Here is a 25,415-nt window from a genome sequence, read left to right as displayed (position 1 = left end):
CTAAGGCAACATTTAGACGATTATATTCCTATAATTTTAATTTGTAAACAGCACATACAGAAATTGTTGCCGTAGAGAAAGATAAAGACAGAACAAGAAACCCCGCCCAAAACTTTTCGCCCTGTTAGAATCTTATGGTCTTAGGTTCAAATTTGTGCAATAGTCATCGATAAAAAATTAAAAAAGACGCAACTGGCAAGATAGCCGATCATTACGTTGCAACGATCAATGCTTCCAGTATACGTCTTTTGTGATTATCAAGATTGGCTGCATAAAGCTGATCTTGTTAGAATTATGTCTGATTGTTTAATGACATTAAATAGTTATGGTTTTTTCCAATAACTTCATCGCTTGATTAATATGTTCTTGTTCTGTGTATCTTCCAAGACTAAAGCGGATAGCTCCACGAGCAGTAAGCTCGTCTACCCCCATAGCTTCTAATACAGGAGAAATCGTCGTCAAACCAGCATGACAAGCCGATCCTGTTGAAGCTGCAATTTCAGGAATATTATTCAGTATTTCATTGGCATCCAAGCCTATAAAGCTTACATTCAAAGTGTTCGGCAATCTGTCGGCTGGATGTCCATTTAACTTAACGCCATTGCCGAATCGGGAAATTAATCTTTCTAGGAAGTACTCGCCTAATTGTCTCATGCGTTGCTCATCCTGAGCTTGTATGACCAATTCTGCAGCTTTCCCTAATGCGGCAATGTAAGGCACATTCTCAGTTCCAGCTCGCTTGCCGCGTTCATGCCCGGCTCCATGAATATATGATTCTATTGGTGTTCCTCTGCGCACAAACAATGCGCCAATCCCTTTCGGCGCGTATAGCTTATGCCCAGCAACTGATAATAAATCGACACCCAATTGATCGACATGAACAGGTATTTTGCCAACGGACTGCGCAGCATCGGTATGGAACAATACACCGTGTTTCTCGGCAATTGCGGCTATTTCTGCAATCGGTTGGATGGTTCCTACTTCATTGTTCGCATGCATAACAGAGATTAATATGGTTCGCTCATTGATGGCTGCTTCAATCGCTTCAGGCAATATTTTTCCGTAATCATCAACGCCTACATAAGTAACCTCTGCTCCCAATTGCTCTAAGAAGGAACAAGGATTCAGAATGGCAGGATGCTCGATCGTAGTGGTAATAATATGATTACCCTTATGCTTCAAAGCATAATACACACCCTTCAACGCATGATTATTGGATTCGCTGCCTCCACTTGTGAAGATGACCTCGTCTGGGAAACAATTCAACATATTCGCTACCTTCATACGCGCGTCTGAAAGGGCCTCCTTTGTTGAAACGGACGCCCAATGACTAGAAGAAGGATTGCCATAATTGCTTTGCAGATAGGGTATTATTTCCTCCATAACCTCTGGAGCGATTGGCGTACTCGCATTGTAGTCCAAATATATACGGTTCATAGCTCCTCCTAGCCTGTTTCATTAAACGCTTTGCGTTGAATTCATAACTTCTTTTACTATTTGCTCAATCTTGACCCATGCATCATCTGCATTTTCAGCCTTTATCGTTGAAGAAACAAGCTCATCATGTTCTGTGGTTGAATGCAAGTACCTAGGATCGTAATAATATTGAAGAAGCAGCTCAACAGCAGAATGATATTTTTCACTCAGCAGGCAGGACTCAATTTCAGCTGCAATCGGAGTATGAATTCTAGTCTTAATAAGCCGGAACGATCTCATACACTCATCCATATTGTCCCAAGGCTTATAGTCATCTATAATTTGCTGTATTCGAGCTTCAATTGGCAGCACTAGATTGATGTGGTATCCTTTATCCCTCATATCCATCATCAGATCAGGAACTGAAATTTTGCCAATTCGCCGGCTCTCCGCTTCAAATAGTACATAGGAACATTGTTTATAGGTCAACAAATCTTCTAAAAGCAAAGAATCAAACGTTTTTTGGTTATGCGTTTTTAGCCCGATTGCGCCAAATATGGAGCCTCTATGACCAGCGAACCCTTCAAGATCCAAGACAGGATGGCCATTAAGTTTCATTTTATGCAAAATGGCGGTTTTTCCACTGCCCGTATTTCCATGTAGTACGAATGACTGCGGCTCGAAGTGAATATCGTTTAGCTGCTCCACCACATATTGGCGGTATGCGCGATATCCTCCTGCTATCCGATAGACTCGAATTCCCATCAGAGATAATACGGTAGCTGTTGTTTTGCTTCTCATACCGCCGCGCCAACAGAAAACAGCCTTATTCCCGGATATTTCAGCGAATGTTTTGATAAATGCCGGCAGCTTTGCTGAAACAATTTCCAAGCCTCTTTCTTTGGCCGCTTGTTGGCTCACTTGCTTGTAGAGTGTTCCTATTTCTGCACGTTCTTGATCGTCAAAAAGCGGGATGTTTAAGCTGCCCGGTATGGATGCATCTTCATATTCTGAAGGAGATCTTACATCAATAAGAACGAGCTCTTTCCGGTTTCGAAGCTCAGAACACTCCTCGATCGTGATGTCTTGAAACATAGTATTTAACTCCTTATGTTTTTAGATTAAAGAACGACGATTTGACCTGGATTGTCAGCTGAAGCTTCACCGATTATACTCGCTTCCACTCCTGCTTGTTTGAGCTCATTCAGCATCTGCTCAGACTGCTCAGCTGATACAGCAATTAACAAGCCGCCCGAAGTGACCGCATCGCAAAGAATCCATCGATCGATCTGATCCATTGAATCAGGAAAAACGACGTCATTTTCAATATGTGCATAGTTGTTTTTCGTTCCGCCAGGTACAAAACCATTCTCAGCAAGTTCCCTTACACGAGGCAGCTTGAGTACCGCATCGTTCACTATTGTTATTCCGGCTTCGCTTCCTTTAGCCATTTCCAAAGCATGTCCGATTAAACCAAAGCCTGTTACGTCTGTACATGCATGTGTATCATATTTATTCATGATTTCAGCTGAAGTCTTATTTAATGCGGCCATCACATGAGTTAACCGCGTAACCTCTTCTACACTCAGCTGTTCCTTCTTAATAGATGTTGTCATAATACCGACACCAATTGGTTTTGTTAGTATAAGCTTGTCTCCGGGTCTGGCACCCGCATTGGTTTTAATTTGATCAGGATGAATAAGTCCGGTTACTGCAAGACCGAATTTAGGTTCCTTATCATCTATAGAATGTCCGCCTACAAGCGTTGCTCCAGCTTCTATTACTTTATCCGCTGCTCCACGCAAAATGTCTGTTAATATGCTTTTATCAAGCGTAGAAATCGGAAAAGCAACGATATTCAATACAGTTAGCGGTTTTCCCCCCATAGCATATATATCGCTTAATGCATTAGCAGCCGCTATTTGACCGAAAGAATAAGGATCATCTACGATTGGTGTAAAAAAATCAACGGTTTGAACTAATGCCAAATCATCACTAATTCGAAATACTCCGGCATCATCACTCGTTTCAAAGCCGACGAGCAAATTGGGATTGCGCTCTACGAACGGAAGGTTTTCTATAACTTGTTTTAAATCAGCTGGCCCAATCTTGCAGCCGCAGCCCCCTTTGCTCGATAGGGATGTTAGTTTTATCGTATTATTTGGATTCATTGAATTCGACCCTCTCATACATTCCAATTTTAAATCAATATTGAAATCGTACATGATAGTTAGAGCGAACGCAAATAATTCTATACTATTTAAAATAGTCGATAAGCTTTTTGGGGTGGAAACTCGATCGGTTATAAGTTAAAGTTTAATGAATCGAATTGCAATCGGTTACATAGTCGTAAAGTCTGAGAGCTATGCATGCAATTATTGAACGAAGGATACAACGTTATTTCATTATAGGAGTGTGGGGGAAATGGAGATGTCGACTAAACAAGGTACAGGTGCTTTTTATACTGGGAAATATCGCAATCTTTTTATGGAATACGGTTATAGCAGCGAGGAAATTCAAGCACGGGTTGAAGATACTTGGGAGCAATTATTTAACGTTGATGGAGATGCACGGATTTATTTCGAGGCCGGTGACGATATGGGTTATTTGCTGGATACCGGTAATATCGATGTGCGCACCGAGGGAATGTCATACGGGATGATGATGGCTGTTCAGCTTGACCGTAAGGATATATTTGATCGCATCTGGAAATGGACTATGACTTATATGTTTATGAAAGAAGGAGAAAATGCCGGCTATTTCGCTTGGTCCTGCAATACCGATGGAACTAGACGCTCAAATGGGCCTGCTCCGGACGGAGAGGAATATTTCGCGCTTGCCCTCTTCTTCGCTTCACACCGTTGGGGAGATGGCTCTGAGCCCTTCGATTACGGACATCAAGCTAGAAGCCTGCTTCATAGCTGCGTGCATAAAGGTGAGAATAATGATGGTTCCCCGATGTGGGAGCCTACTAATAAATTAATTAAGTTCATTCCAAACTGTCACTTTTCCGATCCATCCTACCATTTGCCGCATTTTTATGAATTATTTGCATTGTGGGCAAATCCAGCGGATCAAACTTTCTGGAAGCAAGCGGCAGACGCAAGCAGAGATTACTTGAAGCTGTCATGCCATCCTGTTACCGGATTAGCGCCAGAATATGCGTATTATGACGGGACACCCAATAATGAGCGAGGTTATGGCCATTTTTACAGTGATTCATACCGAGTCGCCGCTAATATCGGTCTAGATGCCGAATGGTTCGGCGTTGATGAGTGGGAACGCGAGGAGGCAAATCGGATTCAGTCCTTTTTCGCTGGCGTTGATCCTGCCGACTATAGGCGCTACACGATTGCAGGCGAGCCGTTTGAAGAAAAATCACTTCATCCCGTTGGTTTATTAGCGACAAATGCTATGGCCTCTTTAGCTGCCTCTGATGGATTGCATGCCAAATCGAGTGTTGAATTGCTGTGGAATACCCCTCTTCGCACTGGTGTCCGCCGCTACTACGACAATTGTCTCTATTTGTTCGCTATGCTTGCTCTGAGCGGCAACTTCAGAATGTGGATGCCTGAAGATAAGATGTAGCCATTATTATTCGTTGCATAAAGAAAGGTTGATCTCAATCATCATTTGAGATCAACCTTTTTTTGCTTAATGTCATGTATAGCGATTATAGAGCCGCTATTTTCTACGCTGCTTCAGACCGTCAAAAAATTTGGAGTGCTTTTTGCCACTTGCTCTTTGTGCTGCTTTTAGTTGCTCTTTCTCCTTCAGAGCCAGCCGTTCTAATTCACGTTTCATTTTCTTGTAATTTTCATAACGTTTCTTGTCCAATTTATTAGTTGCTAATGCCTCTTTAACCGCACAGCCTGGTTCGACCATATGTGTGCAATCATTATATCTACATTGTTTCATTAAACGATCAATATCATCAAAGCTGGAGTTCAATCCCTCTTCAGATGACCACAACTGAAGCTCCCGCATTCCTGGAGTATCAATTAACACGCCGCCATTAGGCAATACGACGAGCTCTCTATGTGTAGTAGTATGCCTGCCTTTATGATCGCTGTCACGAACCGAATTCACTTTGAGGTACTCTTCCCCAAGTAAGCTGTTAATCAAGGTGGACTTGCCTACTCCTGACGAACCGATCAAAGCTACTGTCAATCCATTAGACATATAGGGCATTAACGGTTCAATACCTTCATTGTGTAGAGCACTGATAATGTGAAAAGGAACGCTGCTATCCAAACCTTGTATTTCTTTAATTTTTTCATCTATATTGCTGCAGAGATCTGCTTTACTTAATATGATAACTGGGTTTGCGCCGCTTTCTTTGGATAATAATAAATATCTCTCCAATTTACGAAGATTAAAATCATTATTTAATGAGGTTACCAGAAATACAGTATCAATATTTGATGCTACGATCTGCTCATCAAAAATATCCCCGGCGGTCTTTCGAGAAAACTTACTTTTTCTTGGTAAAATGCTATGAATGATCGATATGTCTGTATTCTCTTTTAATACGACCCAATCACCTACGGCTGGATAGTCACTTCTACCCCTGGCACAATAATTCATTTTACCCGAAATCTCTGCGAGTAATGGGGTGCCTTCTGTATATACCGTATAAACATTTTTGTGTTCTATCACTACTCTACCAACTGAATATCCATGATCTTTGTATAGCTCAAAAGCGGATTCCAGCTGTTCATTCCATCCTAATTCTAATAATCCCATTCAATTCCTCCGATAATCAAATTTCTTTAAATCCCTTCATCATACAAGCCAATATAATTTTCATAGTACATCTCTCCTTCATTAATGATATTGAAAGCATAATTTGGTCTTACAAATCATTCAAGGTAAAGTTTAGTTATACTTGTTTGATCCGCTTTGCAGGTAGCACAGTTCTTCATTGTCATTTTCGCCGAGACCTTACTTGTAGATTATCAGAAGGCTGCCTGCGGCAGCCTTCTGATAATCCCTTAGTTTGTTTTTCTTCAATTGATTATTTAGCTGGAACAGGAGAAAGCTCACTTTCTACTACCCACTTATGATTCATTATTCTTTCTCCACCTGTTGTCGGAGTGTAATCGACCATATATACGGTTATTTTTTGAACTGAATCGATTTTGGCGGTTGCACCATACATCCCTTTCATATGATCTGCCTCCAATATGACTTTCGTTCCCGCCTTATAGGGCTTGTCCGAAGCATTCTTTATTTCTTCCTGAATGATCCATTCATGATTTTCCTCTCGGTTTCCACCTGTAGTCGGAGTATACGAAACAGAATAGACAGTTGTATCATAAGCACCCACAATCGTGGCTACGGCACCCCGCATCCCTTTCATATGGTCATCTTTAATTATGGCTTGGCTTCCAACTTTAAAGACGGGGTTGTCCGCTGTCTTTAATGTTTTAGGAACTTCACCTGAACTCGCATGTGAGCTTAGGCCCATATGTGGATGGTTCAATTGGTTTTCGCTGCTCATCACGTCATAACCACAAGTGACTAAACTAATGGCAGCAGCGAAAATAATAAGGGTCAAAATCTTTTTCATTTCATTTACCTCCATCATCTAATTTGTTCATCCTTACAATATTCCCTAAGATAGTCTTCTTTTAAACGGCATTCTGCCCTTATTATTAATTATGATTCATAATAAAGATTTCAACTAACTATAAATAAGTAACTTGACATTATATATTTAATCCGGTATTATTATCTCATATTCAAAATACTCAAATTAAAGACAGTTTGAGTATGGTTAAAATTAATCTGAAGCTTGAGAATAAATCCTTTCATCTGAGGGACTATTATAGAGATTAAACGACACCATGATGTTAGTGATGTTCTTAAGTTTAAAGATTTGATTGGTGGTGCAGCAAATGGGTTTTTTAGACAAATTATTCGGTAAAACAACTACTGAGGAGGAAATACCAATGTCAAAATTAAATATCGGAATTATTCTAGGAAGTACTCGTCAAGGTCGTGTAAGTCCACAAGTTGGTGAATGGGTGAAATCTGTCGCTGACAAGCGCGGAGATGCTAATTACGAAATCGTAGATATCGCTGATTTCAAGCTTCCCCTTTTAGGCGAGGCTGATGCTACTGAACAAGCAACAGCATGGAATACAAAGCTTGCCAGCTTAGACGGCTTTGTATTTATCGTTCAAGAATACAATCACAGTATATCAGCGTCATTGAAAAATGCTCTTGATTATGCTCGTGATGCATGGAACAATAAAGCAGCAGGTATCGTAAGCTACGGTTCTGTTGGCGGCGCCCGTGCAGCTGAGCATTTGCGTGGAATATTGGGAGAACTCTCAGTCGCGGACGTCCGTGTCCACCCGGCATTATCGCTTTTCACTGATTTTGAGAACGGAACTGTTTTCAAACCAGCTGATTTGCACCTAACGAACGTTAATGGCATGCTAGACCAAGTTCTCGCTTGGAGCGGCGCTTTGAAAACTTTGCGTTAATAATAAAAAATCCCTCACCTCTTATAATGAAGAGATGAGGGATTTTTTTCTGTTATTACATACCTTTAAACATGACAATTGTATCTTCAACCACTCTATATCCAACCTTCTCATAAAACTGATGCGATGGGTAATATTTGTCTGTTAAGAGCAAAACGCTATTTAAGTTTTTTGCTTTCAAGTCAATTTCAATTAGTTTCATGAATTGACTGCCTACTCCACTTCTTTGCATTTTCGCACTGACACAAAACTCATCGATATAATATTCCATCCCCTCTATCCAAGGCTTTCTCATACCTAGACTGAGTGCAATTATTTCCTTGTCAACGATAGCTACATACCCTAAAAAATAATTATTATTAAAGTGGTTTTCAAAAAAACGTTTAACTTGGTCTCTGGATTCGTACACATCGTTCCATGGCTCTCTCGTAAATACATCAATAAAGAGGTCCACGCATTCTTCTAGCATTCCTATTGTCATAGTGGTTACTACAATATTATTCATGGTCTGTCCTCTTTCCTTATCTGGATTTCATTTGATTCTGTTCGTTCATTTTGATATTTATATATTGTTTTATAAACCGATCGTAAAATGACTTTCAAATTTTCGATCTCATTAGGAAAAAAGTTTCTTATCGTGTTCATCGGCAGTGTCTCCTTATTGGTACTGCTCTACACAAAAAAGACCATGGCAACGATCACCATGGCCTTCTATCCCAGCATCACTAATTTTACAAACGATGCTTATACTAGCGGATATGTGGAGGCAGTGAATGTTGTGCTTTTGAATGTATTTAATTCATTTGAGTAGAATTCGATACTTTTCATCACTGTCACCCTCTCCATTAAAGTAAACTTATTCCAAAAATATAACTTGAAAAACCGCTGCTGTCAATGACTTTAGACTGGATTTTGAGACTTCACGTCCCTATATGCTGAACAATTATAATAAGGATACTCCATTTTCAGTTGAACTTCATTGGCGATCTCTTCGCCAAATAACGATTGAATGAAATATAGCCCCAAATCTAATGATGCCGAAACTCCGCCACCTGTAAAAATATTTCCATCCCGTACGAGACGGTCTTTAACGACCTCCTTACAATACGGCGATAATAAATCATATGCGGATGAGTTTGTTGTAGCACTCTTGCCCTCCAAGAAACCGGCTGCCCCTAAAATCAATGAACCCGTACAAACAGATACCTTATACTCTACATTGCTGGCGGTTTTGATCCAAGAAATAAAAGAGGAATCATTTCTTAATAGTCTAGTCGAATAACCACCAGGAATAAAAACCATATCATACTCCGATAAATCTGGATTGACATCATTAATTTTAATCGTCAAGCCGCGGTCGTCTGTAACTTCGGCTTTGTTAGAACAGAAATGCCAGGTTACATCTTCTTTCAATTTCAATATTCCAATCCAAGTAACTGCCTCATAAAATCCGACAAAATCCAATGCTGTCATTTGATCAAATAAAATAAATGCCATTTTCATAACCATACACCTGACCTCTCTCATTGGATAAAAAAAAGCATCTGATCCTTGATCAAATACTTCGCCCAGGCGTACGGCTTTTATCGGTGTGCTTCCTCATGGTACTCCATGTTTACGCCAGTTACACACCGTTTAATGATTGTAATTATATTACAATTAAAGCGTTTGAAAATCAAGTGAAAATATCAACCGTAAGCGGTTGTGATGATGAATCGTTATTTCCCTAGGAACATTTCTCTCGTGAATGCAATCCACTCTTTTGCAGCGATGGGCAAATAGCCTTCACGCTTCCATGCTATTGCCAATTGCCAAGGAATGAATGGATTAATCAAGGGTACAGCCTTCACCTTGCCTGAATCCAATGAACGACAGATCGTATCGGGCAGCATAGCAATGCCAAGTCCTGCACCAACCATCTCCCCTATAAAATCCCATTGCGAGCTCTCATACACTACGCGGGGCTCAAAGCCAGCTGCGCGGCATTCGTTCAAAATTCGGTGATGCAGAGCGAACTCGCTGCTAAACAGAATGAACGGCTCTTCCGAAAGCTCATCAAGCTCGATCCATTGTCTCTCTGCCAGTGAGTGCGATAAAGGAAGAATCACATTTAATCGATCCTCGACGATAGGAAACGAATCGAATATTTGTGAATCTACAGGAAGCAGCACTACTCCAACTTCAAGCGAGCCGTCCTCGATATACTCTTTAATTGTCCTCGCACCGTTCTCCACCAACTTGACTGTTATACCCGGGTAGCGCTCCTGAAATGCCTTGATGACACCGGGAAAGAAGCTTGGTCCCGCCATTGGAGGCAAGCCGATCCGGATGCTGCCTGTATTCAAATAAGTTAGATCGTTTAATTCAGATGACAGCTGGTCGAATAATTGAAGGATAGGAGCTGCGTACTTAACGATCGCTTCCCCTGCCTCCGTCAGCTTGATTTGATTGCCATGCCTAACGAATAAGGAAACGTTCAACTCATTTTCCAAATTTTTAATAGACTTACTGATTGTCGGCTGTGTGATATGCAGTGCTTCCGCTGCCTTAGTGAAGCTGTTATGGCGTGCTATTTCAGAGACATGCTGCAAATGGTGAATATCCAATCGATCCAACCTCATTTCCATAGATAAATGGAATGAAAACCATTCTATTTATTCATTTTACCTATGTGAATTCATTCTGTATACTTAGATAAGAAAGGAGCAGTACATTCATATGAAATCTCTTCTTAGAACAATCATCCAAGTATTATTTTTTATCCTTCTTGCTAAGTTATCCGATTCGCTCGTTATATGGCTGCATCTACCCATTCCCGGCAGTATTGTAGGCATTATATTTTTGTTCGCACTGCTTGAATTTAAGATCATCCGGCTTGACTGGATCGAACTCGGCTCCAAATGGCTGCTGTCTGAAATGCTTTTATTTTTCATTCCTGCAACAGTTAGTATCATTAATTATAAAAGTTTGATTGCTGCAAACGGAATTCAAATCCTCATTTCCATTATAGGCAGTACTCTTCTTGTCATGCTATGCGCTGGGATGATAGCTCAGCGAATTTCGGAGCGGAAAGAGAGGAATGCGGCATGATGCAATCCATATTCTGGCTTGTTTTTACTATTGCGATCTATGGGGCTGCAAAGCGAATCTACAGAGCATATCCAAAGGTTTATTTGACTCCATTACTCACTACACCAATTGTCATTATTACGATCATCGCTTTGTCAGGGGTGACGTTCGATACCTACGATAAAGGAGCAATTTGGTTGTCCGATTTGGTGGAACCCGCGACGATTGCTCTTGCAGTGATGCTCTATAAACATTTGGATGTGTTAAAGAAAAATGCTAAGGCGATCATCGCTAGTGTATGCTGTGGAGCTATCACTGCTTTCTTGACCACAGCGGAACTGGTTCACATGTTCGGGCTAAAGTATGATCTGATGGCAAGCCTTGCCCCGCGAACTGCAACGACGCCAATCGCCGTTTCCGTATCTGGAATTATAGGGGGTGTTCCGACGATTACCGCTGTCGCAACCTTAATTACCGGACTGGTTGGCCTTACTCTAGGACCACTTATCGTGAAGTGGTTAAGAATCAACAGCCCAATCGCCCAGGGCATTTTATTTGGAACCAGCGCCCATTCGGCCGGCATTAGCAAAGCATTCGAATATAACGCAATCGCAGGTTCGATCGCTAGTCTCGCTATGATGTTAACTGCTTTCGTCACGCTTCTGATCGCACCTTGGCTTATTACTTTCTTTCAATAAGCAGCAAATAAGACACCTCATATGGGTGTCTTATTTGCTGTCTAGAAATTATGGATATGCTCGATCAGTTCACCCAGATCATCAATAATCGCGTCTGCTTCAATTGGCATAGCATAGGGATTGCTGCGTTTCCAAATAGCTCTCATCCCTGTATTTCGGCTGGCTTGTATATCGTTTTCTGGATGATCGCCAATAAACAAGGCCTCATTCGGACTTACACCGAGCTTAGATAGTGCTCGAAGAAAAATGGCAGGGTCCGGTTTGCGAATTCCTTCCCATTCGGAAATAAGCACCTCATCGAAAAAGTGATCGATGCCTAATGCAATGAAATTATCAAATTGAAATTGACCGAAACCGTTTGATACAAGTGCAATCTTAATATGGCTAATCTTAAGTTGATTCAACATACTCATTAGATTAGGATATCCAACGCAATGCTCCTTAAATCTATTCACATAATCATGCAGCAGCTCTTCCCAGCTTAAGCCTTTGATTGAAAACTCCTCAATAAGCTGTTGATATACTTTATCTTTCCATACATAACCATGATTATCCAGCGCAATAAAACTTCTCATATATTCACCTTTGTCAATCTCGTGAAGCTGAGGAAGACGATTGTACTGATTGTGAACAAATAATGCCAAAGAAGTATCACGGTCCAGCAGAGTGCCATCTAAATCGAAGAGCACAGCTTTAATAGGCAATCTACCACTCCTTTCCCTATTGTTTGATAGATGAAAATCAGGATCACGCTGATGCAGCTCTTCGTTGTTTGAACGTCAAAGCTAGTGCAATCAATAAAAGTAAGGGTACAGCAATTGAAACGATTTGTACTTGCAGTGGTACCAATCTTGTATTTCCAAGTATTTTCACTGGGATTGCATGACTGGACGTGATATTAAGGCTATCTTTTGAAAGTACCGTCGTATATAAATAATAATCTGCTGAATAAACTAATTTAATCGGCAGCTCTACTATTTTTTCCTCATGCGGACTTATTGTACCGATGGTGATCGGTTGGTCTGCACTATAATCCTCTAAGTTGACAGTCCAGGTTTTGCTAATGTTCGCCATCGTAATATAAGTAAAAACATCTTTAATCTCTTTATCGGTCATATTTTTGACACTAATCTTAATATTAACATCTTTTCCTGGATAATCTGTAATTTGTTCTGGAGAAATAATTTTGATTTGGAATATGCTTGTGTTCTCCTGTGATTCAGCGCTGCTGATCTGCGGTACCATTAACAGAATGAGCATTAGCAATAGTGAAATTAGTTGTTTATTCAAACTATTCACCTCCTAAAAAGTCGACTTTTTTCGAAATAAGCAGTGATACCGATAAGGCGAGGACAAAGAATACGAATACAGGCACCATCCCGACGAGAATGTCGAGCGCGCCTAGTTTATTAATAAATAAATCTTTCATTGTTTTCATACTGGCTGAGATTGGACTATAGGATTGAATTAGCTTTGCAAAGCCGGCTTTCTTCATTGTTGTCGACAGAAACATGGGTACGAGTGTGATGAGAAAAATCATAAGTCCTACAATCATCGCATTTTTGGTAGAAGCAAGAATTGTCGAGAATATTAAAGCGATCGAAGAAAACGAAATGACCAGGACGGTCCCTACAACATATAAATAAAACAAAATAGTTGGCAGCATTGATGTTCCATTTGACAGTACGATGAAATAGGGCAGTGAGATAAGAGTAACAGTGAGCCAAAATACTAAAATGGCTATCAGCTTTCCAATTATGATCTTTCGTTTGGTTAAAGGAGTCAGAAGAAGACTTTCCAGTGTCCCCTTCTCCTTCTCTCCTGCTACCATCGTCGATCCGATAACCATAGAAATGAGAATATTTATACCGAGAAGCAGCTTGAATGTAGTCATAACGATCGAAGGTTGATCCAGCAGGCTCAATTCTTTCACTGAAATGAAGCCGAATGACATGATGCTGAGAAGAATAGAAACAATGAATAAAAAACCGATTCCTTTCCTCGAGAAAATATGTTCTTTCGTTTCTTTCTTCACTAATTCATAGATCATGTTTGGATTCTCCTCTCTTCTCATCCGTCAAAAAGAAGAATACATCTTCTAAATTCACGTTTTCCTTCTCAATCATGGCTTCGTATGTTGTTAACAAGCTTGGAATCGTGTCTTCAACAAGCAGGCTGCCTCTTTGAACGATAGCAACTCGATTGCATATTCTTTCGATATCTTTCAATAAATGTGATGTAATAAAAATAGTTACTCCCTGTTCCTTGTTCAATTGCACCAATATATTCTCTATATCCTTTTGGCCTTGCGGATCAAGACCTAATGTCGGTTCATCTAGGAAAATGATTTGCGGCTCGTGGAGCAGAGTTCGAGCAATCCCCAATCTTTGCTTCATGCCTCTTGAATATTGATGAATACGAATATTTGCTTTCTCCGTTAAATCGACCATTTCAAGTACATCATTCGTCCTCTGTATCCGGCTTGCTTTATTCATGCCGTAAAGCGAGGCAAAGAAGAGCAAATATTGTTTGCCGGTCATCCACTCATAATAACCATGAGATTCAGGCAAAACACCGATATTGTTCTTCAATTCTTGTTTACCTTTCGATACTTCGCGATCATTAAAAAATACCATACCTTCTGTTGGCTCAATAAGACCTGTGAGCATACGGATTGTTGTTGTTTTACCAGCACCATTCGGTCCAAGAAAACCGTAAATATCCCCTCTTCCAACATTCAGATCCAAGTGCTTCACTGCTTCATAATCATTGTTGTACACCTTTCTTAATCCAATTGTTTTTATCATGTAACCACTCCTTTAAAAGAATCCTGTATGATGAAACTACTATAATCGTTAGAAATGAGATTACGGTGTGAGTATCGTTGAGAGGAATCAATTAGAAATAAAAAACCCCAATTTCTCTATAAAGAAAAGAGAAATTGGGACTCTTTTAACATTCTTGAAAATGGTCTATTGCTCTGCTCTCGGTGTCACATCTTTTCTCGTTTTGGTTAGGTAAACAACAAGGATGACAATAATAACGAGAAAAATGGCACTTGTTCCTACAGTTCCGAGTCCAAGACCGCCATCATCAGGCGACTGAGAGAGATAATCTCCGAAAGAAGCGCCGAAAGGACGAGTTAGGATGTATGCGATCCAGAATGAAAGTACAGCATTCCATTTAAATGTATAATGTCCAAGTGCAACTACTCCAATCATCAAAGCAAACAGAGACAATGAGGTCAAATATCCAAAATTAAGGCCCTCCGCGATAAGGTCTCCTGCCGCAGTACCCAATGCGAAAGTGAACAATATAGCCAACCAATAAAATAATTCTCGTTTGACCGTATAGATCGAATGAATAGACAATGTTTTTTCACTTGCATACCATACTGTAAAGATTGCAGCCAGCACTACGGTAAATATGATTGTAGTGGTCTCAAGAGGGATATTAAAGTTGTCGGTGAGGTTGTCCGTGATTAAGGTGCCAACTACACTAATAAGTAATACGGAAAGCCAATAGACCCAAGGTACGTATTTATTTGCTCTGAACTGAATGAACAGTGCAATAAGCAAAAGTCCGCCTAAGATAAACGTTGTATTAGTCAATCCTAGATGAAGATTTGCGTTAAGCAGGTCTGCCGCTGTCTCCCCCATTGTAGTGGCCATTATTTTGATCAGCCAGAAGAAGATGGTCACCTCTGGAACTTTGTTTAATATCGCATTGCCACGGAATGGAGCTGCTGTGTCTCCGTTTAACGTGTTTGAAAATTTCTGGTTCATATACATTCTCCTCTCACATAAAAGCATTATTAACCTAATGCGCATATCATATTCCACAATTATGAGAATACAGTGAGAGGTTTAACTTTTTTGAGCAAAACAAATCAATTCGAGGTCATTTTTCAAAAAAAATACACCACTATTACTAGTGATGTAAGATGCTTATTGTATGTAATGTTACCCTAATTATTTAGCTTTCATTCTATTATTTCTCGGATTATGCTCAACTTCGGCCAACCCCAGCTCTTCCATTAATGGTGGGATATACATTCCGAATCGTCCGCGCAGCCCCTTCTTTAAGCCATACCAGCCGCCAACCGGATTATCCTCTGAGCGTCCCCAGTATTCCACAGTTCCCGATTTCGCAGGCTTTTGTTCGTCTGTGCTGCCCAGCTCCATCCAATCTCCGTGTTCCTTTAGCATGTTATGCAAATCAGCAAGACAGCGGTATTCATAATGCAATACCGTTTTCCCAACTGTACATACGATTATTTCTTTGCCATCTTTTTCGCTTTTGTACATTTCATATTCAGAAGTTTGAGGCGGCGTTTTTAGTTTCCATGGGTTTTCTTTTGTTCCTGTTTCTGCTGTCATTTTCCAAACTCCTTTTTGATGTGAATGATGAATGGCTTGTTTAACATTATAACATCCAGCTTATCCTTTGGAGACACGTTTCGCAATGAAATGTTGGTAAAAGCCGATCGAAACAGCTAGCCATGTTCCACTTCCTAAATAGGCTCCTACAACATCACTAGGGTAATGGACTCCCAAATAGATTCGGCTAATCCCAATGGCTAAAATCATTACAGAAGTACAACTTACCAGTAAAATACGTGAAAATGTGCTTTCAGCATGCTTCCACAGCAAAAAACAAAGGACGCCATAGAGGGTAAATGCAGCCATGGAGTGACCGCTCGGGAAGCTATATCCACTCACATTCTCCACAATTCGATGCAGGGTTGGCCGTTCACGATGAAATATTAACTTTAAAATAACGTTCAAAAGCGATGAACCGATGATGACACCAATGAAAAAAAGCAATTCCCAGTGAAATTTCAAAACAGCATATAAAACGATCCCAATTGCAATGATAATAATGGATAACGGAATTCCTGAACCTATATAAGAAAAAAACAACATGATTTGCGTTAACGCGTCGGATTGTTGACTTTGGACGATGGAAATTATTTTGTTATCGAATCCTGAAATCGCTTGTTTGGCGATTAAGATTGCGATAGATGCAAAACCCGCTGCGCAAATCACGCTTAATACAAATGTTCGTGTAAATAACCATTTCACGTTTATTCAGTACTCCTCGGCAATTTTATTGTAACAACTGTTCCATGATGCTCTCTGCTCGTAAGTGATATAGTTCCGTTATAAGCTTCAACCAGGCGCTTGGCTATCGATAGTCCTAATCCGCTTCCTCCTACTTTGCGGCTTCTTGCTTTATCCACGCGATAGAAACGATCGAATAGCTGGGGAATGTGCTCCTCAGGAATACCGATGCCGTTATCCGTAATTTGTATTTGAATTTCTTTGTCCTTCGTAATGCTCCCTGAAATAACAATATTTTTTTGATCTCCTGAATACTTAATGGCATTATCCATTACAATCATAATGATTTGTTTGAAATGATGTGCAGAAATGTCTAGCGTAACATTGGATAAAGATTGAGTTTTCATTTCAAATAGGAATGCTGGATGAATGACAGAGAAATCATCTACTACCTTAGTTAAAATCAAACAAGGATCGGTTTGATTCTGTCCAGGAAGAGGCTCTGCATGTGAAGAAGCAAGCAAGTCTTGTGTCAACCCTTTCAGGCGAGCCAGCTCTTCTAATGAAGCGTTTAATGATTCGTTTAATATGGATGGATCATCTTTCCCCCATCGTGAGAGCATTTTTAGATGTCCTTCAATAATGGCAATAGGTGTTCTGAGTTCATGTGAAGCATCTTCAACAAATTGGTTTTGTTTCTTGAAGGAGCCTTCCAGCCGATCCATCATCTCATTGAATATTTGGCTAAGCTTGGATAATTCGTCCCGGTTATCAATAAAGTCGACTCTTTGGGATAAACCATTGTATTTAATGTTTCCCATTGTTTCCGTTAATTGTGCAATCGGTTTTACAAATTGTCTGCCAAGCAGAATGCCGCCGAACGTACTGAAAGCAATTCCGCCTAATCCCCCAATAGCCATAATGAGCAAAAGAAAATGGTTTAGCTTTTCGTAATTTTCTAATTCCCTTATGATTTCAATTGTTCCTGTCAATGAACCAATATGAATCGGGCTTCTAACAATAAGCAGATGATCTTGGCTGTGCCAAATACTTGTTAACTCCCTTGTGCTAACGGCTTTCGGCAGTACCCACTGATCCGGTAAACCTTCATTAATCGTTAATAGAGGCTTTCCACTCTCATCTAGCACACGTATTAATTGATTATTCTGATTCACCTTTTCCAGAAAGCTTCTGCTTGCAGACACATCTCTAGCTTCATTGTCTTCGTAGTAACCGATAATTTCATCCATTCTTTTCTTGATCGCATGCTCTTCTTCTAAGAGCATCCACCTGTCAAGTACTACAAATTGCACTAGATTATATAACAGAAAGAAAAAGCACATCCATAAGGAAGTCCATACGGTAATTCTCCATTTGATAGGAAGAGCATTTATTTTCATAATCATTTTTTTCATAATCGCATCACATATCCAACGCCTCTAATGGTCTGAATATAGTTATCTTCCCCTGAATCATTCAATTTATTTCTCAAATATCGGACATATACATCGACTACATTTGTTTCAACTTCCGTATTATAGCCCCACACTTTATCCAATAAACTGTCCCGAGATAATACTAAATTGATATTTTGCATAAACACAGCAAGCAAATCGAACTCTCGCTTAGTAAGGTTCAACATTTCATCTGATTGTTTGACAATTCTTGTGTTGAGATTAAGTACGAGATCGCGGAAAGAAAGAACGGCCAGCGCCTCTTCACTGTTCTCGAATCTTCGGAAAAGCGCGCGCATCCGGGCAAACAACTCCTCAATCGCAAACGGCTTAGGGATATAATCATCCGCGCCACAATCCAAGCCAAGTACCCGATCTGTTAAATTATTTCTTGCTGTGAGCATAATAATTAGTGTTTTTTTGAATTTTCTAATCTCCTGGCACACGTCTATCCCATTTATTCCGGGAAGCATGACATCCAGCAGAATCATATCCCAATCTTGTTCGAGAGCGAGCTGAAGTCCACTCGTTCCATCATAAGCGATCACGACTTCATATGATTCATGAACAAGCTCAAGCTCAAGAAATCTAGCAAAATTAGGCTCGTCCTCGACGATCAGAATTTTTTTCATAGCTTCTCTTTGGGCTCCTTTCCAATAATACAAATCTTATTCATATATTTTTATACTCTAACAGACTTAAATGAAATCATTATGAGAAAAATAACGGAAGAGCTGCATACCTACTTAAGAAGTTTCTGGCAATATCGTTAACAAAATGCTGGACTTTCTCACTTTAATCCTTTTTGGAAATTGTAGTCAAGCTTCTTATAAACTCTAACTGACACATTCTTCTCATCAAAAACTCAGAATCATTTGATAAATTGTAAAGAAAAAAAGGATGAGTGCATATATGAATTATTCATTGTTTCATTTCATTAATTCTCTTGCAGGACAATACGGCTGGATTGACGGTCTTATGGAGATATTCGCACAAGATATTGTATGGATTATGTTAGCTGTAGTCATTTGGCTTTGGTTCACGGGCAAAGAGGACAATCAGAAGTTAGTTTTCTATACATTTCTCTCGTCTTCTGTAGCATTAATATTAGCAAGTATGCTTATATCACCGATGGTAAATCACGCAAGACCGTTCGTCGAGCATCAGGTTCTGCAATTAATTCCACATGCTCCTGATGCTTCCTTTCCGAGCGATCACGCGACGTTAGCTTTCACCATAGCGTTTAGCGTCTTACTCGTAAAGCGGAAGCTCGGATTATGGCTGCTTGTTCTGGCCGTTGTTACAGGGGTTTCCAGAGTATATGTCGGTGTTCATTATCCAGCCGATATTGCAGGCGCTATTGCCTTATCATTACTCATTAGCTTTATTATGTATAGGCTTAGCGGATTGTTGGATTTCATACCTTTATCACTTATTCGTGTATATCGTACGATAACAGGACGAATTTTCCGCACCTATGAAAAGTAAGAGTCAAAAAATAACGTCTGCGAAACTAAAAAAGAAACTGCTGGAATATGTATTCAGGCAGTTTCTTTTTTTATAATTGCTTAACTTTATGTGCTCGATGCCTTGATTTCTCAGCTTTGTTTACGCCCCGTAAATAGCAGCAAAATAAAGGATATCAAAATGATCGAGCCCGTCCAAGCCCAAGCCATTGCTGCATTGCCGGAATCAACCGCCACATAAATAGCTGTAGGAACCGTTTGTGTTCTGCCTGGAATATTACCGGCTATCATTAATGTCGCCCCGAATTCGCCTAGACCGCGAGCAAATCCGAGAATAAAGGCGGCTAGAATGGATCGAAAGGTTAAAGGCAGTGTAATATACCGAAACACTTGCCATTCATTAGCACCGATAGAGCGGCCAGCATCCTCTAAATCACGATCTATGGATGAGAACCCCATCTTCATCGTCTGATAAACAAGCGGGAAAGACACAACAACTGAAGCGACAACTGCTGCCCACCACGAAAAAATAATCGGTGCAGCAAAGAGCCATTCAATGAAATGTCCGATAAAGCTTCTGCGTCCAAGTATAAGTAATAGCAAAAAACCAACAACAGTTGGCGGCAGCACCAACGGCAGCATAAATACCGTTTCAAGCAGCAGCTTTCCTCTAAACGAACGTCGTGACATCCACCAAGCAATGGCTACTCCAGATAGAAGGACAAGTATGCTGGATAAGGAGGAAATTTGAATGGAAAGCTTGATTGGTGACCAATACTCATGCCAGTTCATAATCGACTCAATTAATTCGGAACGGAAAAGCCGTATTTAATGAAAACATCCAATACTTCTTTCGTTTGCAGATAAGAATAGAAATCTTCCGCTTCACTGCTGTACTTTGTCGCTTTAACAATTCCAATCGGATATTCGATTGGAGAATAGGTTGTTGGATCAACAGAGAAAGCGATCTTTACCTTATCTGAGGTTAAAGCGTCTGTCTTGTAGACAAATCCAGCGTCGGCATTGCCTGTCTCTACATATTGCAGCACTTGTCTTACGTCTTTCCCTTGAACCGTTTTGGATTGCAATGCATCCCATATTTTACTATTCGTAAGGGCTTCCTTGGCATAATTCCCTGCTGGAACACTTTCGGGAATGCCTATTGCTACGTTTTTAACTTCTGTTTTTGTTAAATCAGAAATACTTCCAACGGTAACGCCATCTGTTGGAATAACGACAACCAGCTCGTTGTTCAATAAGCTTTTTTGCTTATTTGTATCAATCAATTGTTTGTCAACGAGCGCTTTCATGTTCTTATTAGCTGCGGAAAGAAATAGGTCTGCAGGCGCTCCCTGCTCGATCTGCTGCTGCAAAGCTCCAGACGCACCGAAATTAAACTGTAATGTTATGTTTTTATGTTCGGATTCGTAAGTGGTTTGGATTTCCTTCAGCGCATCTGTCAAACTTGCTGCTGCGGAAATCGTTAATTCCACTTTACTTGCAGGCTTCTCGACATTGGCAGGCGTGTTCTGTTCAGCACCGCAAGCGGCCAACACGATTGTTAAGGCAAACATAATAAACATAACCATACTGCTTTTAATATTTTTGAACATTTCATGCCTCCCATCGTGATAATTAGATATAACTAGATATAAATGATATTTATTATACCTAGCAACTTATTATGTTGTAAACCCTCTCAAAAAACATTACCGATTAATTATGATACAATAGAGTTCAGAAAATATGCGGGATGACGACGATCAAGGAGGCTTCTAATGCCCAGCGAAATATCTTATACGACCGAAGAAATCGCCAAACTGCTTAAAGTTTCCAAACTAACCGTTTATGATTTGATCAAAAAAGGCGAGCTCCCCTCTTATCGTGTTGGCAAGCAAATGCGAGTGGACGAAACCGATTTGGAAGCTTATAAAAAACGAGCTAAAGGAATGATGGTTTCCGACCAACCCGTAAAAACGGAGCCTGCTACACCATCGGTCTCGCCCTCATCCATAAATGGCCTACGTCCGATAGTGATTACAGGCCAGGATTTCAGTCTGGATATTTTGGCGAAGCATATGGAAAAAAGTATTTCCCATATACGGCCGCTGCGTTCTTATGTAGGCAGCCTCGACAGCTTAATTTCGATGTACCGTGGTGAGTCCGATATTGTAAGCACTCATCTTCTGGATGGCGATACGGGTGAATACAACATCCCTTATATTCGTAAGCTTCTTATCGGTTCATCTTATATAGTCGTTAATCTTCTTTCTAGAAATGCCGGGTTATACGTGAAGGCTGGCAATCCTTTTAATCTTAAAGGTTGGTCCGACTTAGACCGCCAAGGCCTACGCTTCGTGAATCGAGAGAAAGGCTCTGGTGCGCGTGTTCTGCTGGATGAACAGCTACGGCTGCTGGGCATCAAGTCCGATCAGCTCTACGGTTATGATCATGAGGAAAGCAACCATCTCGCAGTCGCCTCCAAGGTAGCATTAGGAGAGGCCGATGTAGGTGTTGGTATAGAGAAAGCGACTTCCATTGTGAGTGAAATTGATTTTATACCTTTGATTCAAGAGCGCTATGATCTGGTCATGCTAAAAAAACCTTCCAATCTGACTTGGATTCAATCGCTGCTGGATATCCTTCAATCTGATGAATTCAAAAAAGAACTTCAGACGATACCAGGCTATGATCTATCTAGAACCGGGGAAATTTTATTCGAGTCATAAAGCGAAGAACGGATAAAGCGGCAATCTAGGATCCAATAAAATCCTAGACTGCCGCTTTTTTGAGATATCCTCAGATTTAACATCAAAATATGAAATAATGCATTACGTTATGATGCTTTTAGTGTATGGGTTGCGAGTCATTTTGTATATCAAGCGCTGCTTGAGTTTATGTTTATTAATACCTGTTCACATCAAATTTTTGTTGCTAAATGAGATGCTATAACTATACTTTCTCTGCTACTCTAAACATATGCCCATTAATATCTCGGAAGGTAAATTCCTTCACTCCCCATGGTTTATGCTCTATTTCGTGAACAATTTCTACTGATTTATTTTGATAGCTTGTATATATTTCATCTGCATTCTGCACAAATAAATATGAGTGTGCTCTATATGTTGAAAAAGATTCTCGGACATCAAGATGAAACTCAATTTCACCGCATTGTATAGCTGCATAGCCATTGTCATTCCAAATCCAAGCTACTTTAAATCCTAGGACGTCCCTATAAAATGCAATTGAATCATTCATATTAAGTACTGGTATAATAGGAATTTGACATTGAATGTATCCCATATTAAATACTCTCCTTATCCTTGACTGGTTTAGACTTTCAATTCTTACAACCCAGTAACCAAAAAGCCATAAGCAATAATTACCATCAGGAAACAGCTAACGTTATACTGAAAAAGTGAATCAAAAGATCATCCCCTTATGATATTCATTACGTTTCCTTTTTCAAGCTCTTTAATTCCTCTATTATTACATTCAGTCTTTCTATCATTCGTTCATCGTTTTCAAGCTTTTTCTTAAGCTTAACCTCGATCATGGCGATTCCTAAAATAATGATGATGAAAAATACAGTAAATAGTATGAAAATTTCCATTGTATTGAAAGTCTCTCCCTTCAAGAAACTTTAGTACTAATTACTGCTTATTGTAATGAGTCGATTGTCTGGGTGCCATTCAATTTTGTTATCAAGGGCCTCTATAACAAAACGCAAAGGCACCATGGTCATTGTATTCACAATCATTGGAGGATAAGCTAATGTTACAGCCCTGCCATCGATAAATGCTTCATTCTGTCTTATCGTAAGATTAAGTATATGATTAGCATTTGATATTGTCATTTCCCCCTGCACATATTCTACTTTTGCACCAAGTTCATTGAATGTGCTGCGCAGCGGCACAAATGTAACTCCTTTATATATATACGGGTTAGTGGTCAGTGAAATCGTCTTCCCATTAAGTTCAACCGTAATGGCTTTCTTAACCTGTCGCAGCTTCGACTCCATTTCCTTGGATGGGACGTTCATTTGATTGTAATAGTCTACCACTGATTCATTGCCTGCTATAGATCCGAATGGAACCTTAGTCCATAGCGTTCCATCTGACTTTACAAACATAAATTGGTCTTGATTAAGAGATTGGACCGCAAGCAGCTTTACGTTCGAGATTCCTGAAAGTGGAGCAGGGTCTTGGTATTCACCATAATAACTAACTAATCCAGAAACCGTTCCATCTGAAGACAGAGCTGCACAAGCAAAAGTACCACAGCTAATATCGGTGACCGCATTCAACCGTTTTGTGAGTTTTAAATCTTTCTTTATTTCCCAGACAGTACCATCCTTACAAAGCACAACCGTTTTTTCCCACGTGCCAGCTACTTTTTTTGCAAGAACTCCATCAAGCTTAACTGGGGCCAATAATTTCGGCATATCAGAACCCCAGCCGTAATAATGACCCCATATCCACGTCTCTCCTTGAGAATTAATGGCTGCCGATAAGAAACTTCCAGCATGGACGGACACGATATTTCTAAGTCCAGGCACTTCTTTCGGAACATAGGCTTCACTTATCCTTTTCCGATAATCTTCAGGCTTGTAAGTGTTTAGGTCAATGCGTCCTAATTCGCCAAAATCGCTGCTGCCCCACGTCCATACTTTTCCATCCGATTTCAATGCCAGATGATGTCCTTGATTGGAAGCGATATCAATTACATTTGAAAGGTTATTGACCTGTGTAGGCGAAATGATAGAAATATCTACTTTTTCATTAAAAGTGTCATTCCCACTAATTCCATTCCCATTACTTCCCCAATACCAAACAGTACCGTCCTTACGGAGCGCCATACTGTATCCACTGCCCGCTTGTATTTTTGCTGCGTCCCGGAAAACAGCTACAGCGGCCGATTTAAAGCCAATTGTCCCATCCCCTAGCTCCCCATTAAAGTTGTTTCCCCATGCCCATACGGTTCCATTCTTGTCTAATGCCAAGGCATGTTGATTTCCCAATTCAATCTGCGTAATATCTTTGAGCTCATTAGAACTGCTATCAGAAGCAGCATTTGCGGGAGCGGTTAAAAGCAATATAACTGCTAAAAAAATAGCAAGACCTGCAGCCCCATTATTTATTTTTTTCACACTCATCATCTCCTTCTCCACCTTTTTTGAAACGATCTTTAGTTAAGCTAAGCTTTACTTAAATAGCTTCCTGCTGGCACTTTATAGAGTACATAATTCCGTGTCCACATCGTTCCTGTAATAATGATCTTTTCTTTGTTCCCGAAAAATATTCCCGAACCTTCATAAGCGATATATTCCAGTCCTTGATCTTCCATCCTTCTTATCATTTTGTTTCTGCCGTCCTCTTGGTTCCCTTCAAAGCCTATCCAATAATATCCATTATTCAGAGCCAATTCCACGAGCTCTTCATTACTCCCTTTCAATTTATCAACGATCTCTTTCTTAGTCCCTCCTTCGAAAGGAAGCGTTGGATAATAACCTTTACTGGAATAAATCCACAAGCTCACTGCTCCAAAAACGACAACCAAAGACAAAGAGACAGCCGTAAATACTACAAGCCTATTTTTTTTATGTTGATACCTCTCGAACGGAATTTGATATAACTTTTTCTTCATCATTGCCACCCACTAAGTAATGTCATTTGTGATTTCCTAATATTTACTTATATATGTAGACGAAAATGGTTGTAAAAGGTTTCGTACAGGAATGTTAATCGTTTCGTTA

General features: G+C 40.1%; 29 protein-coding genes and 1 riboswitch. Of the genes, 6 read left to right on the top strand and 23 right to left on the bottom strand.

The window, feature by feature from the left end; translation table 11 throughout:
• Positions 1 to 315: 315 nt before the first annotated feature.
• The 3 genes from CEF13_RS14230 to selD are packed head-to-tail and all read right to left on the bottom strand — an operon-like array spanning position 316 to position 3,587.
• Positions 316 to 1,437 carry a cysteine desulfurase family protein gene (locus CEF13_RS14230; RefSeq protein ID WP_102711318.1) on the bottom strand — a complete coding sequence of 374 codons (1,122 nt, stop codon included), beginning with the start codon at positions 1,435 to 1,437 and terminating at the stop codon, positions 316 to 318.
• Positions 1,438 to 1,458: 21 nt separating this feature from the next.
• On the bottom strand, positions 1,459 to 2,511 hold the full coding sequence (mnmH, locus tag CEF13_RS14225; RefSeq protein ID WP_102711316.1) for a tRNA 2-selenouridine(34) synthase MnmH: 1,053 nt from the start codon (positions 2,509 to 2,511) through the stop codon (positions 1,459 to 1,461).
• A 26-nt stretch (positions 2,512 to 2,537) separates the two neighbouring features.
• Positions 2,538 to 3,587 carry a selenide, water dikinase SelD gene (selD, locus tag CEF13_RS14220; protein ID WP_102711314.1) on the bottom strand — a complete coding sequence of 350 codons (1,050 nt, stop codon included), beginning with the start codon at positions 3,585 to 3,587 and terminating at the stop codon, positions 2,538 to 2,540.
• Between the two features lie 253 nt (positions 3,588 to 3,840).
• On the opposite strand from selD, the gene CEF13_RS14215 reads away from it, so the two are divergent.
• Entirely contained in the window at positions 3,841 to 5,004 is a 1,164-nt protein-coding gene (locus CEF13_RS14215; RefSeq protein ID WP_102711312.1) for a family 8 glycosyl hydrolase, read from the top strand.
• Positions 5,005 to 5,100: 96 nt separating this feature from the next.
• Here CEF13_RS14215 and rsgA read toward each other — a convergent pair whose 3' ends face one another.
• The gene (rsgA, locus tag CEF13_RS14210; protein ID WP_102711310.1) at positions 5,101 to 6,162 is read right to left on the bottom strand and encodes a ribosome small subunit-dependent GTPase A; all 1,062 of its coding nucleotides are present in this window, start codon (positions 6,160 to 6,162) and stop codon (positions 5,101 to 5,103) included.
• Between the two features lie 271 nt (positions 6,163 to 6,433).
• On the bottom strand, positions 6,434 to 6,988 hold the full coding sequence (locus CEF13_RS14205) for a YdhK family protein (RefSeq protein WP_102716384.1): 555 nt from the start codon (positions 6,986 to 6,988) through the stop codon (positions 6,434 to 6,436).
• A 382-nt stretch (positions 6,989 to 7,370) separates the two neighbouring features.
• Here CEF13_RS14205 and CEF13_RS14200 point away from each other — a divergent pair, with 382 nt between their 5' ends.
• Positions 7,371 to 7,910 (top strand): NADPH-dependent FMN reductase, encoded by a 540-nt coding sequence (locus CEF13_RS14200; protein ID WP_102711308.1) that lies wholly within the window; start codon positions 7,371 to 7,373, stop codon positions 7,908 to 7,910.
• 55 nt (positions 7,911 to 7,965) lie between these two features.
• Here CEF13_RS14200 and CEF13_RS14195 read toward each other — a convergent pair whose 3' ends face one another.
• From CEF13_RS14195 to CEF13_RS14185, 3 genes are all read right to left on the bottom strand, one after another.
• Entirely contained in the window at positions 7,966 to 8,415 is a 450-nt protein-coding gene (locus CEF13_RS14195; protein WP_102711306.1) for a GNAT family N-acetyltransferase, read from the bottom strand.
• A 395-nt stretch (positions 8,416 to 8,810) separates the two neighbouring features.
• Positions 8,811 to 9,413: a DJ-1/PfpI family protein gene (locus CEF13_RS14190; RefSeq protein WP_102716383.1), complete on the bottom strand. Its 603-nt coding sequence runs from the start codon at positions 9,411 to 9,413 to the stop codon at positions 8,811 to 8,813.
• Positions 9,414 to 9,469: 56 nt separating this feature from the next.
• Positions 9,470 to 9,548, bottom strand: a riboswitch (ZMP/ZTP riboswitch).
• Positions 9,549 to 9,628: 80 nt separating this feature from the next.
• Positions 9,629 to 10,516, bottom strand: coding sequence for a LysR family transcriptional regulator (locus CEF13_RS14185; RefSeq protein WP_102711304.1), 888 nt, complete (start codon positions 10,514 to 10,516; stop codon positions 9,629 to 9,631).
• Between the two features lie 112 nt (positions 10,517 to 10,628).
• On the opposite strand from CEF13_RS14185, the gene CEF13_RS14180 reads away from it, so the two are divergent.
• Both CEF13_RS14180 and CEF13_RS14175 read left to right on the top strand, forming a co-directional pair.
• Positions 10,629 to 11,000 (top strand): CidA/LrgA family protein, encoded by a 372-nt coding sequence (locus tag CEF13_RS14180; RefSeq protein ID WP_102711302.1) that lies wholly within the window; start codon positions 10,629 to 10,631, stop codon positions 10,998 to 11,000.
• On the top strand, positions 10,997 to 11,677 hold the full coding sequence (locus tag CEF13_RS14175) for an LrgB family protein (RefSeq protein WP_102711300.1): 681 nt from the start codon (positions 10,997 to 10,999) through the stop codon (positions 11,675 to 11,677). The genes CEF13_RS14180 and CEF13_RS14175 overlap by 4 nt, the downstream gene beginning before the upstream one ends.
• A 41-nt stretch (positions 11,678 to 11,718) precedes the next feature.
• Here the strand turns inward: CEF13_RS14175 and CEF13_RS14170 are convergent, their stop codons facing one another.
• From CEF13_RS14170 to CEF13_RS14130, 9 genes are all read right to left on the bottom strand, one after another.
• The gene (locus CEF13_RS14170) at positions 11,719 to 12,381 is read right to left on the bottom strand and encodes an HAD family hydrolase (protein WP_102711298.1); all 663 of its coding nucleotides are present in this window, start codon (positions 12,379 to 12,381) and stop codon (positions 11,719 to 11,721) included.
• 43 nt (positions 12,382 to 12,424) lie between these two features.
• Entirely contained in the window at positions 12,425 to 12,967 is a 543-nt protein-coding gene (locus CEF13_RS14165; protein WP_102711296.1) for a hypothetical protein, read from the bottom strand.
• 1 nt (position 12,968) lies between these two features.
• Complete coding sequence (locus CEF13_RS14160; RefSeq protein WP_166742790.1) at positions 12,969 to 13,727, bottom strand: ABC transporter permease; 759 nt, start codon at positions 13,725 to 13,727, stop codon at positions 12,969 to 12,971.
• Positions 13,717 to 14,484, bottom strand: coding sequence for an ABC transporter ATP-binding protein (locus tag CEF13_RS14155; RefSeq protein ID WP_102711292.1), 768 nt, complete (start codon positions 14,482 to 14,484; stop codon positions 13,717 to 13,719). The genes CEF13_RS14160 and CEF13_RS14155 overlap by 11 nt, the downstream gene beginning before the upstream one ends.
• Positions 14,485 to 14,649: 165 nt before the next feature.
• Positions 14,650 to 15,462 carry a COG4705 family protein gene (locus tag CEF13_RS14150; RefSeq protein ID WP_243864465.1) on the bottom strand — a complete coding sequence of 271 codons (813 nt, stop codon included), beginning with the start codon at positions 15,460 to 15,462 and terminating at the stop codon, positions 14,650 to 14,652.
• A 186-nt stretch (positions 15,463 to 15,648) separates the two neighbouring features.
• Positions 15,649 to 16,056, bottom strand: coding sequence for a DUF6855 family protein (locus CEF13_RS14145; RefSeq protein WP_102711290.1), 408 nt, complete (start codon positions 16,054 to 16,056; stop codon positions 15,649 to 15,651).
• Between the two features lie 60 nt (positions 16,057 to 16,116).
• Complete coding sequence (locus CEF13_RS14140) at positions 16,117 to 16,761, bottom strand: phosphatase PAP2 family protein (protein WP_244917078.1); 645 nt, start codon at positions 16,759 to 16,761, stop codon at positions 16,117 to 16,119.
• 2 nt (positions 16,762 to 16,763) lie between these two features.
• On the bottom strand, positions 16,764 to 18,155 hold the full coding sequence (locus CEF13_RS14135) for a sensor histidine kinase (RefSeq protein ID WP_102711288.1): 1,392 nt from the start codon (positions 18,153 to 18,155) through the stop codon (positions 16,764 to 16,766).
• Positions 18,152 to 18,826: a response regulator transcription factor gene (locus tag CEF13_RS14130; RefSeq protein WP_102711287.1), complete on the bottom strand. Its 675-nt coding sequence runs from the start codon at positions 18,824 to 18,826 to the stop codon at positions 18,152 to 18,154. Before CEF13_RS14130 ends, CEF13_RS14135 begins: the two co-directional genes overlap by 4 nt.
• Before the next feature lie 280 nt (positions 18,827 to 19,106).
• Between CEF13_RS14130 and CEF13_RS14125 the strand changes: the two genes are divergently transcribed.
• Positions 19,107 to 19,682 (top strand): undecaprenyl-diphosphatase, encoded by a 576-nt coding sequence (locus tag CEF13_RS14125; protein ID WP_166742789.1) that lies wholly within the window; start codon positions 19,107 to 19,109, stop codon positions 19,680 to 19,682.
• A 110-nt stretch (positions 19,683 to 19,792) separates the two neighbouring features.
• Here CEF13_RS14125 and modB read toward each other — a convergent pair whose 3' ends face one another.
• Both modB and modA read right to left on the bottom strand, forming a co-directional pair.
• Positions 19,793 to 20,452: a molybdate ABC transporter permease subunit gene (modB, locus tag CEF13_RS14120; RefSeq protein WP_102711285.1), complete on the bottom strand. Its 660-nt coding sequence runs from the start codon at positions 20,450 to 20,452 to the stop codon at positions 19,793 to 19,795.
• Positions 20,453 to 20,463: 11 nt separating this feature from the next.
• Positions 20,464 to 21,273 (bottom strand): molybdate ABC transporter substrate-binding protein, encoded by an 810-nt coding sequence (gene modA, locus CEF13_RS14115; RefSeq protein WP_102711284.1) that lies wholly within the window; start codon positions 21,271 to 21,273, stop codon positions 20,464 to 20,466.
• Positions 21,274 to 21,438: 165 nt separating this feature from the next.
• Here modA and CEF13_RS14110 point away from each other — a divergent pair, with 165 nt between their 5' ends.
• Positions 21,439 to 22,389 (top strand): helix-turn-helix transcriptional regulator, encoded by a 951-nt coding sequence (locus CEF13_RS14110; RefSeq protein ID WP_102711283.1) that lies wholly within the window; start codon positions 21,439 to 21,441, stop codon positions 22,387 to 22,389.
• 223 nt (positions 22,390 to 22,612) lie between these two features.
• Here the strand turns inward: CEF13_RS14110 and CEF13_RS14105 are convergent, their stop codons facing one another.
• The 4 genes from CEF13_RS14105 to CEF13_RS14095 all read right to left on the bottom strand — a co-directional run bounded on the left by CEF13_RS14105 (position 22,613) and on the right by CEF13_RS14095 (position 25,306).
• The gene (locus CEF13_RS14105) at positions 22,613 to 22,963 is read right to left on the bottom strand and encodes a glyoxalase superfamily protein (RefSeq protein ID WP_102711282.1); all 351 of its coding nucleotides are present in this window, start codon (positions 22,961 to 22,963) and stop codon (positions 22,613 to 22,615) included.
• Between the two features lie 148 nt (positions 22,964 to 23,111).
• Positions 23,112 to 23,273 carry a hypothetical protein gene (locus tag CEF13_RS28805; RefSeq protein WP_166742788.1) on the bottom strand — a complete coding sequence of 54 codons (162 nt, stop codon included), beginning with the start codon at positions 23,271 to 23,273 and terminating at the stop codon, positions 23,112 to 23,114.
• 36 nt (positions 23,274 to 23,309) lie between these two features.
• Positions 23,310 to 24,809, bottom strand: a complete 1,500-nt coding sequence (locus CEF13_RS14100; protein ID WP_166742787.1) for an RCC1 domain-containing protein — start codon at positions 24,807 to 24,809, stop codon at positions 23,310 to 23,312.
• 47 nt (positions 24,810 to 24,856) lie between these two features.
• Positions 24,857 to 25,306 carry a hypothetical protein gene (locus tag CEF13_RS14095; protein WP_102711280.1) on the bottom strand — a complete coding sequence of 150 codons (450 nt, stop codon included), beginning with the start codon at positions 25,304 to 25,306 and terminating at the stop codon, positions 24,857 to 24,859.
• Between the last annotated feature and the right edge of the window lie 109 nt (positions 25,307 to 25,415).

It is taken from the genome of Paenibacillus castaneae (assembly GCF_002884445.1).
Classification (GTDB): domain Bacteria; phylum Bacillota; class Bacilli; order Paenibacillales; family Paenibacillaceae; genus Pristimantibacillus; species Pristimantibacillus castaneae.
Note: the sequence above shows the minus strand (reverse complement) of the source record. Positions and strands in the feature narration are given on the sequence as shown.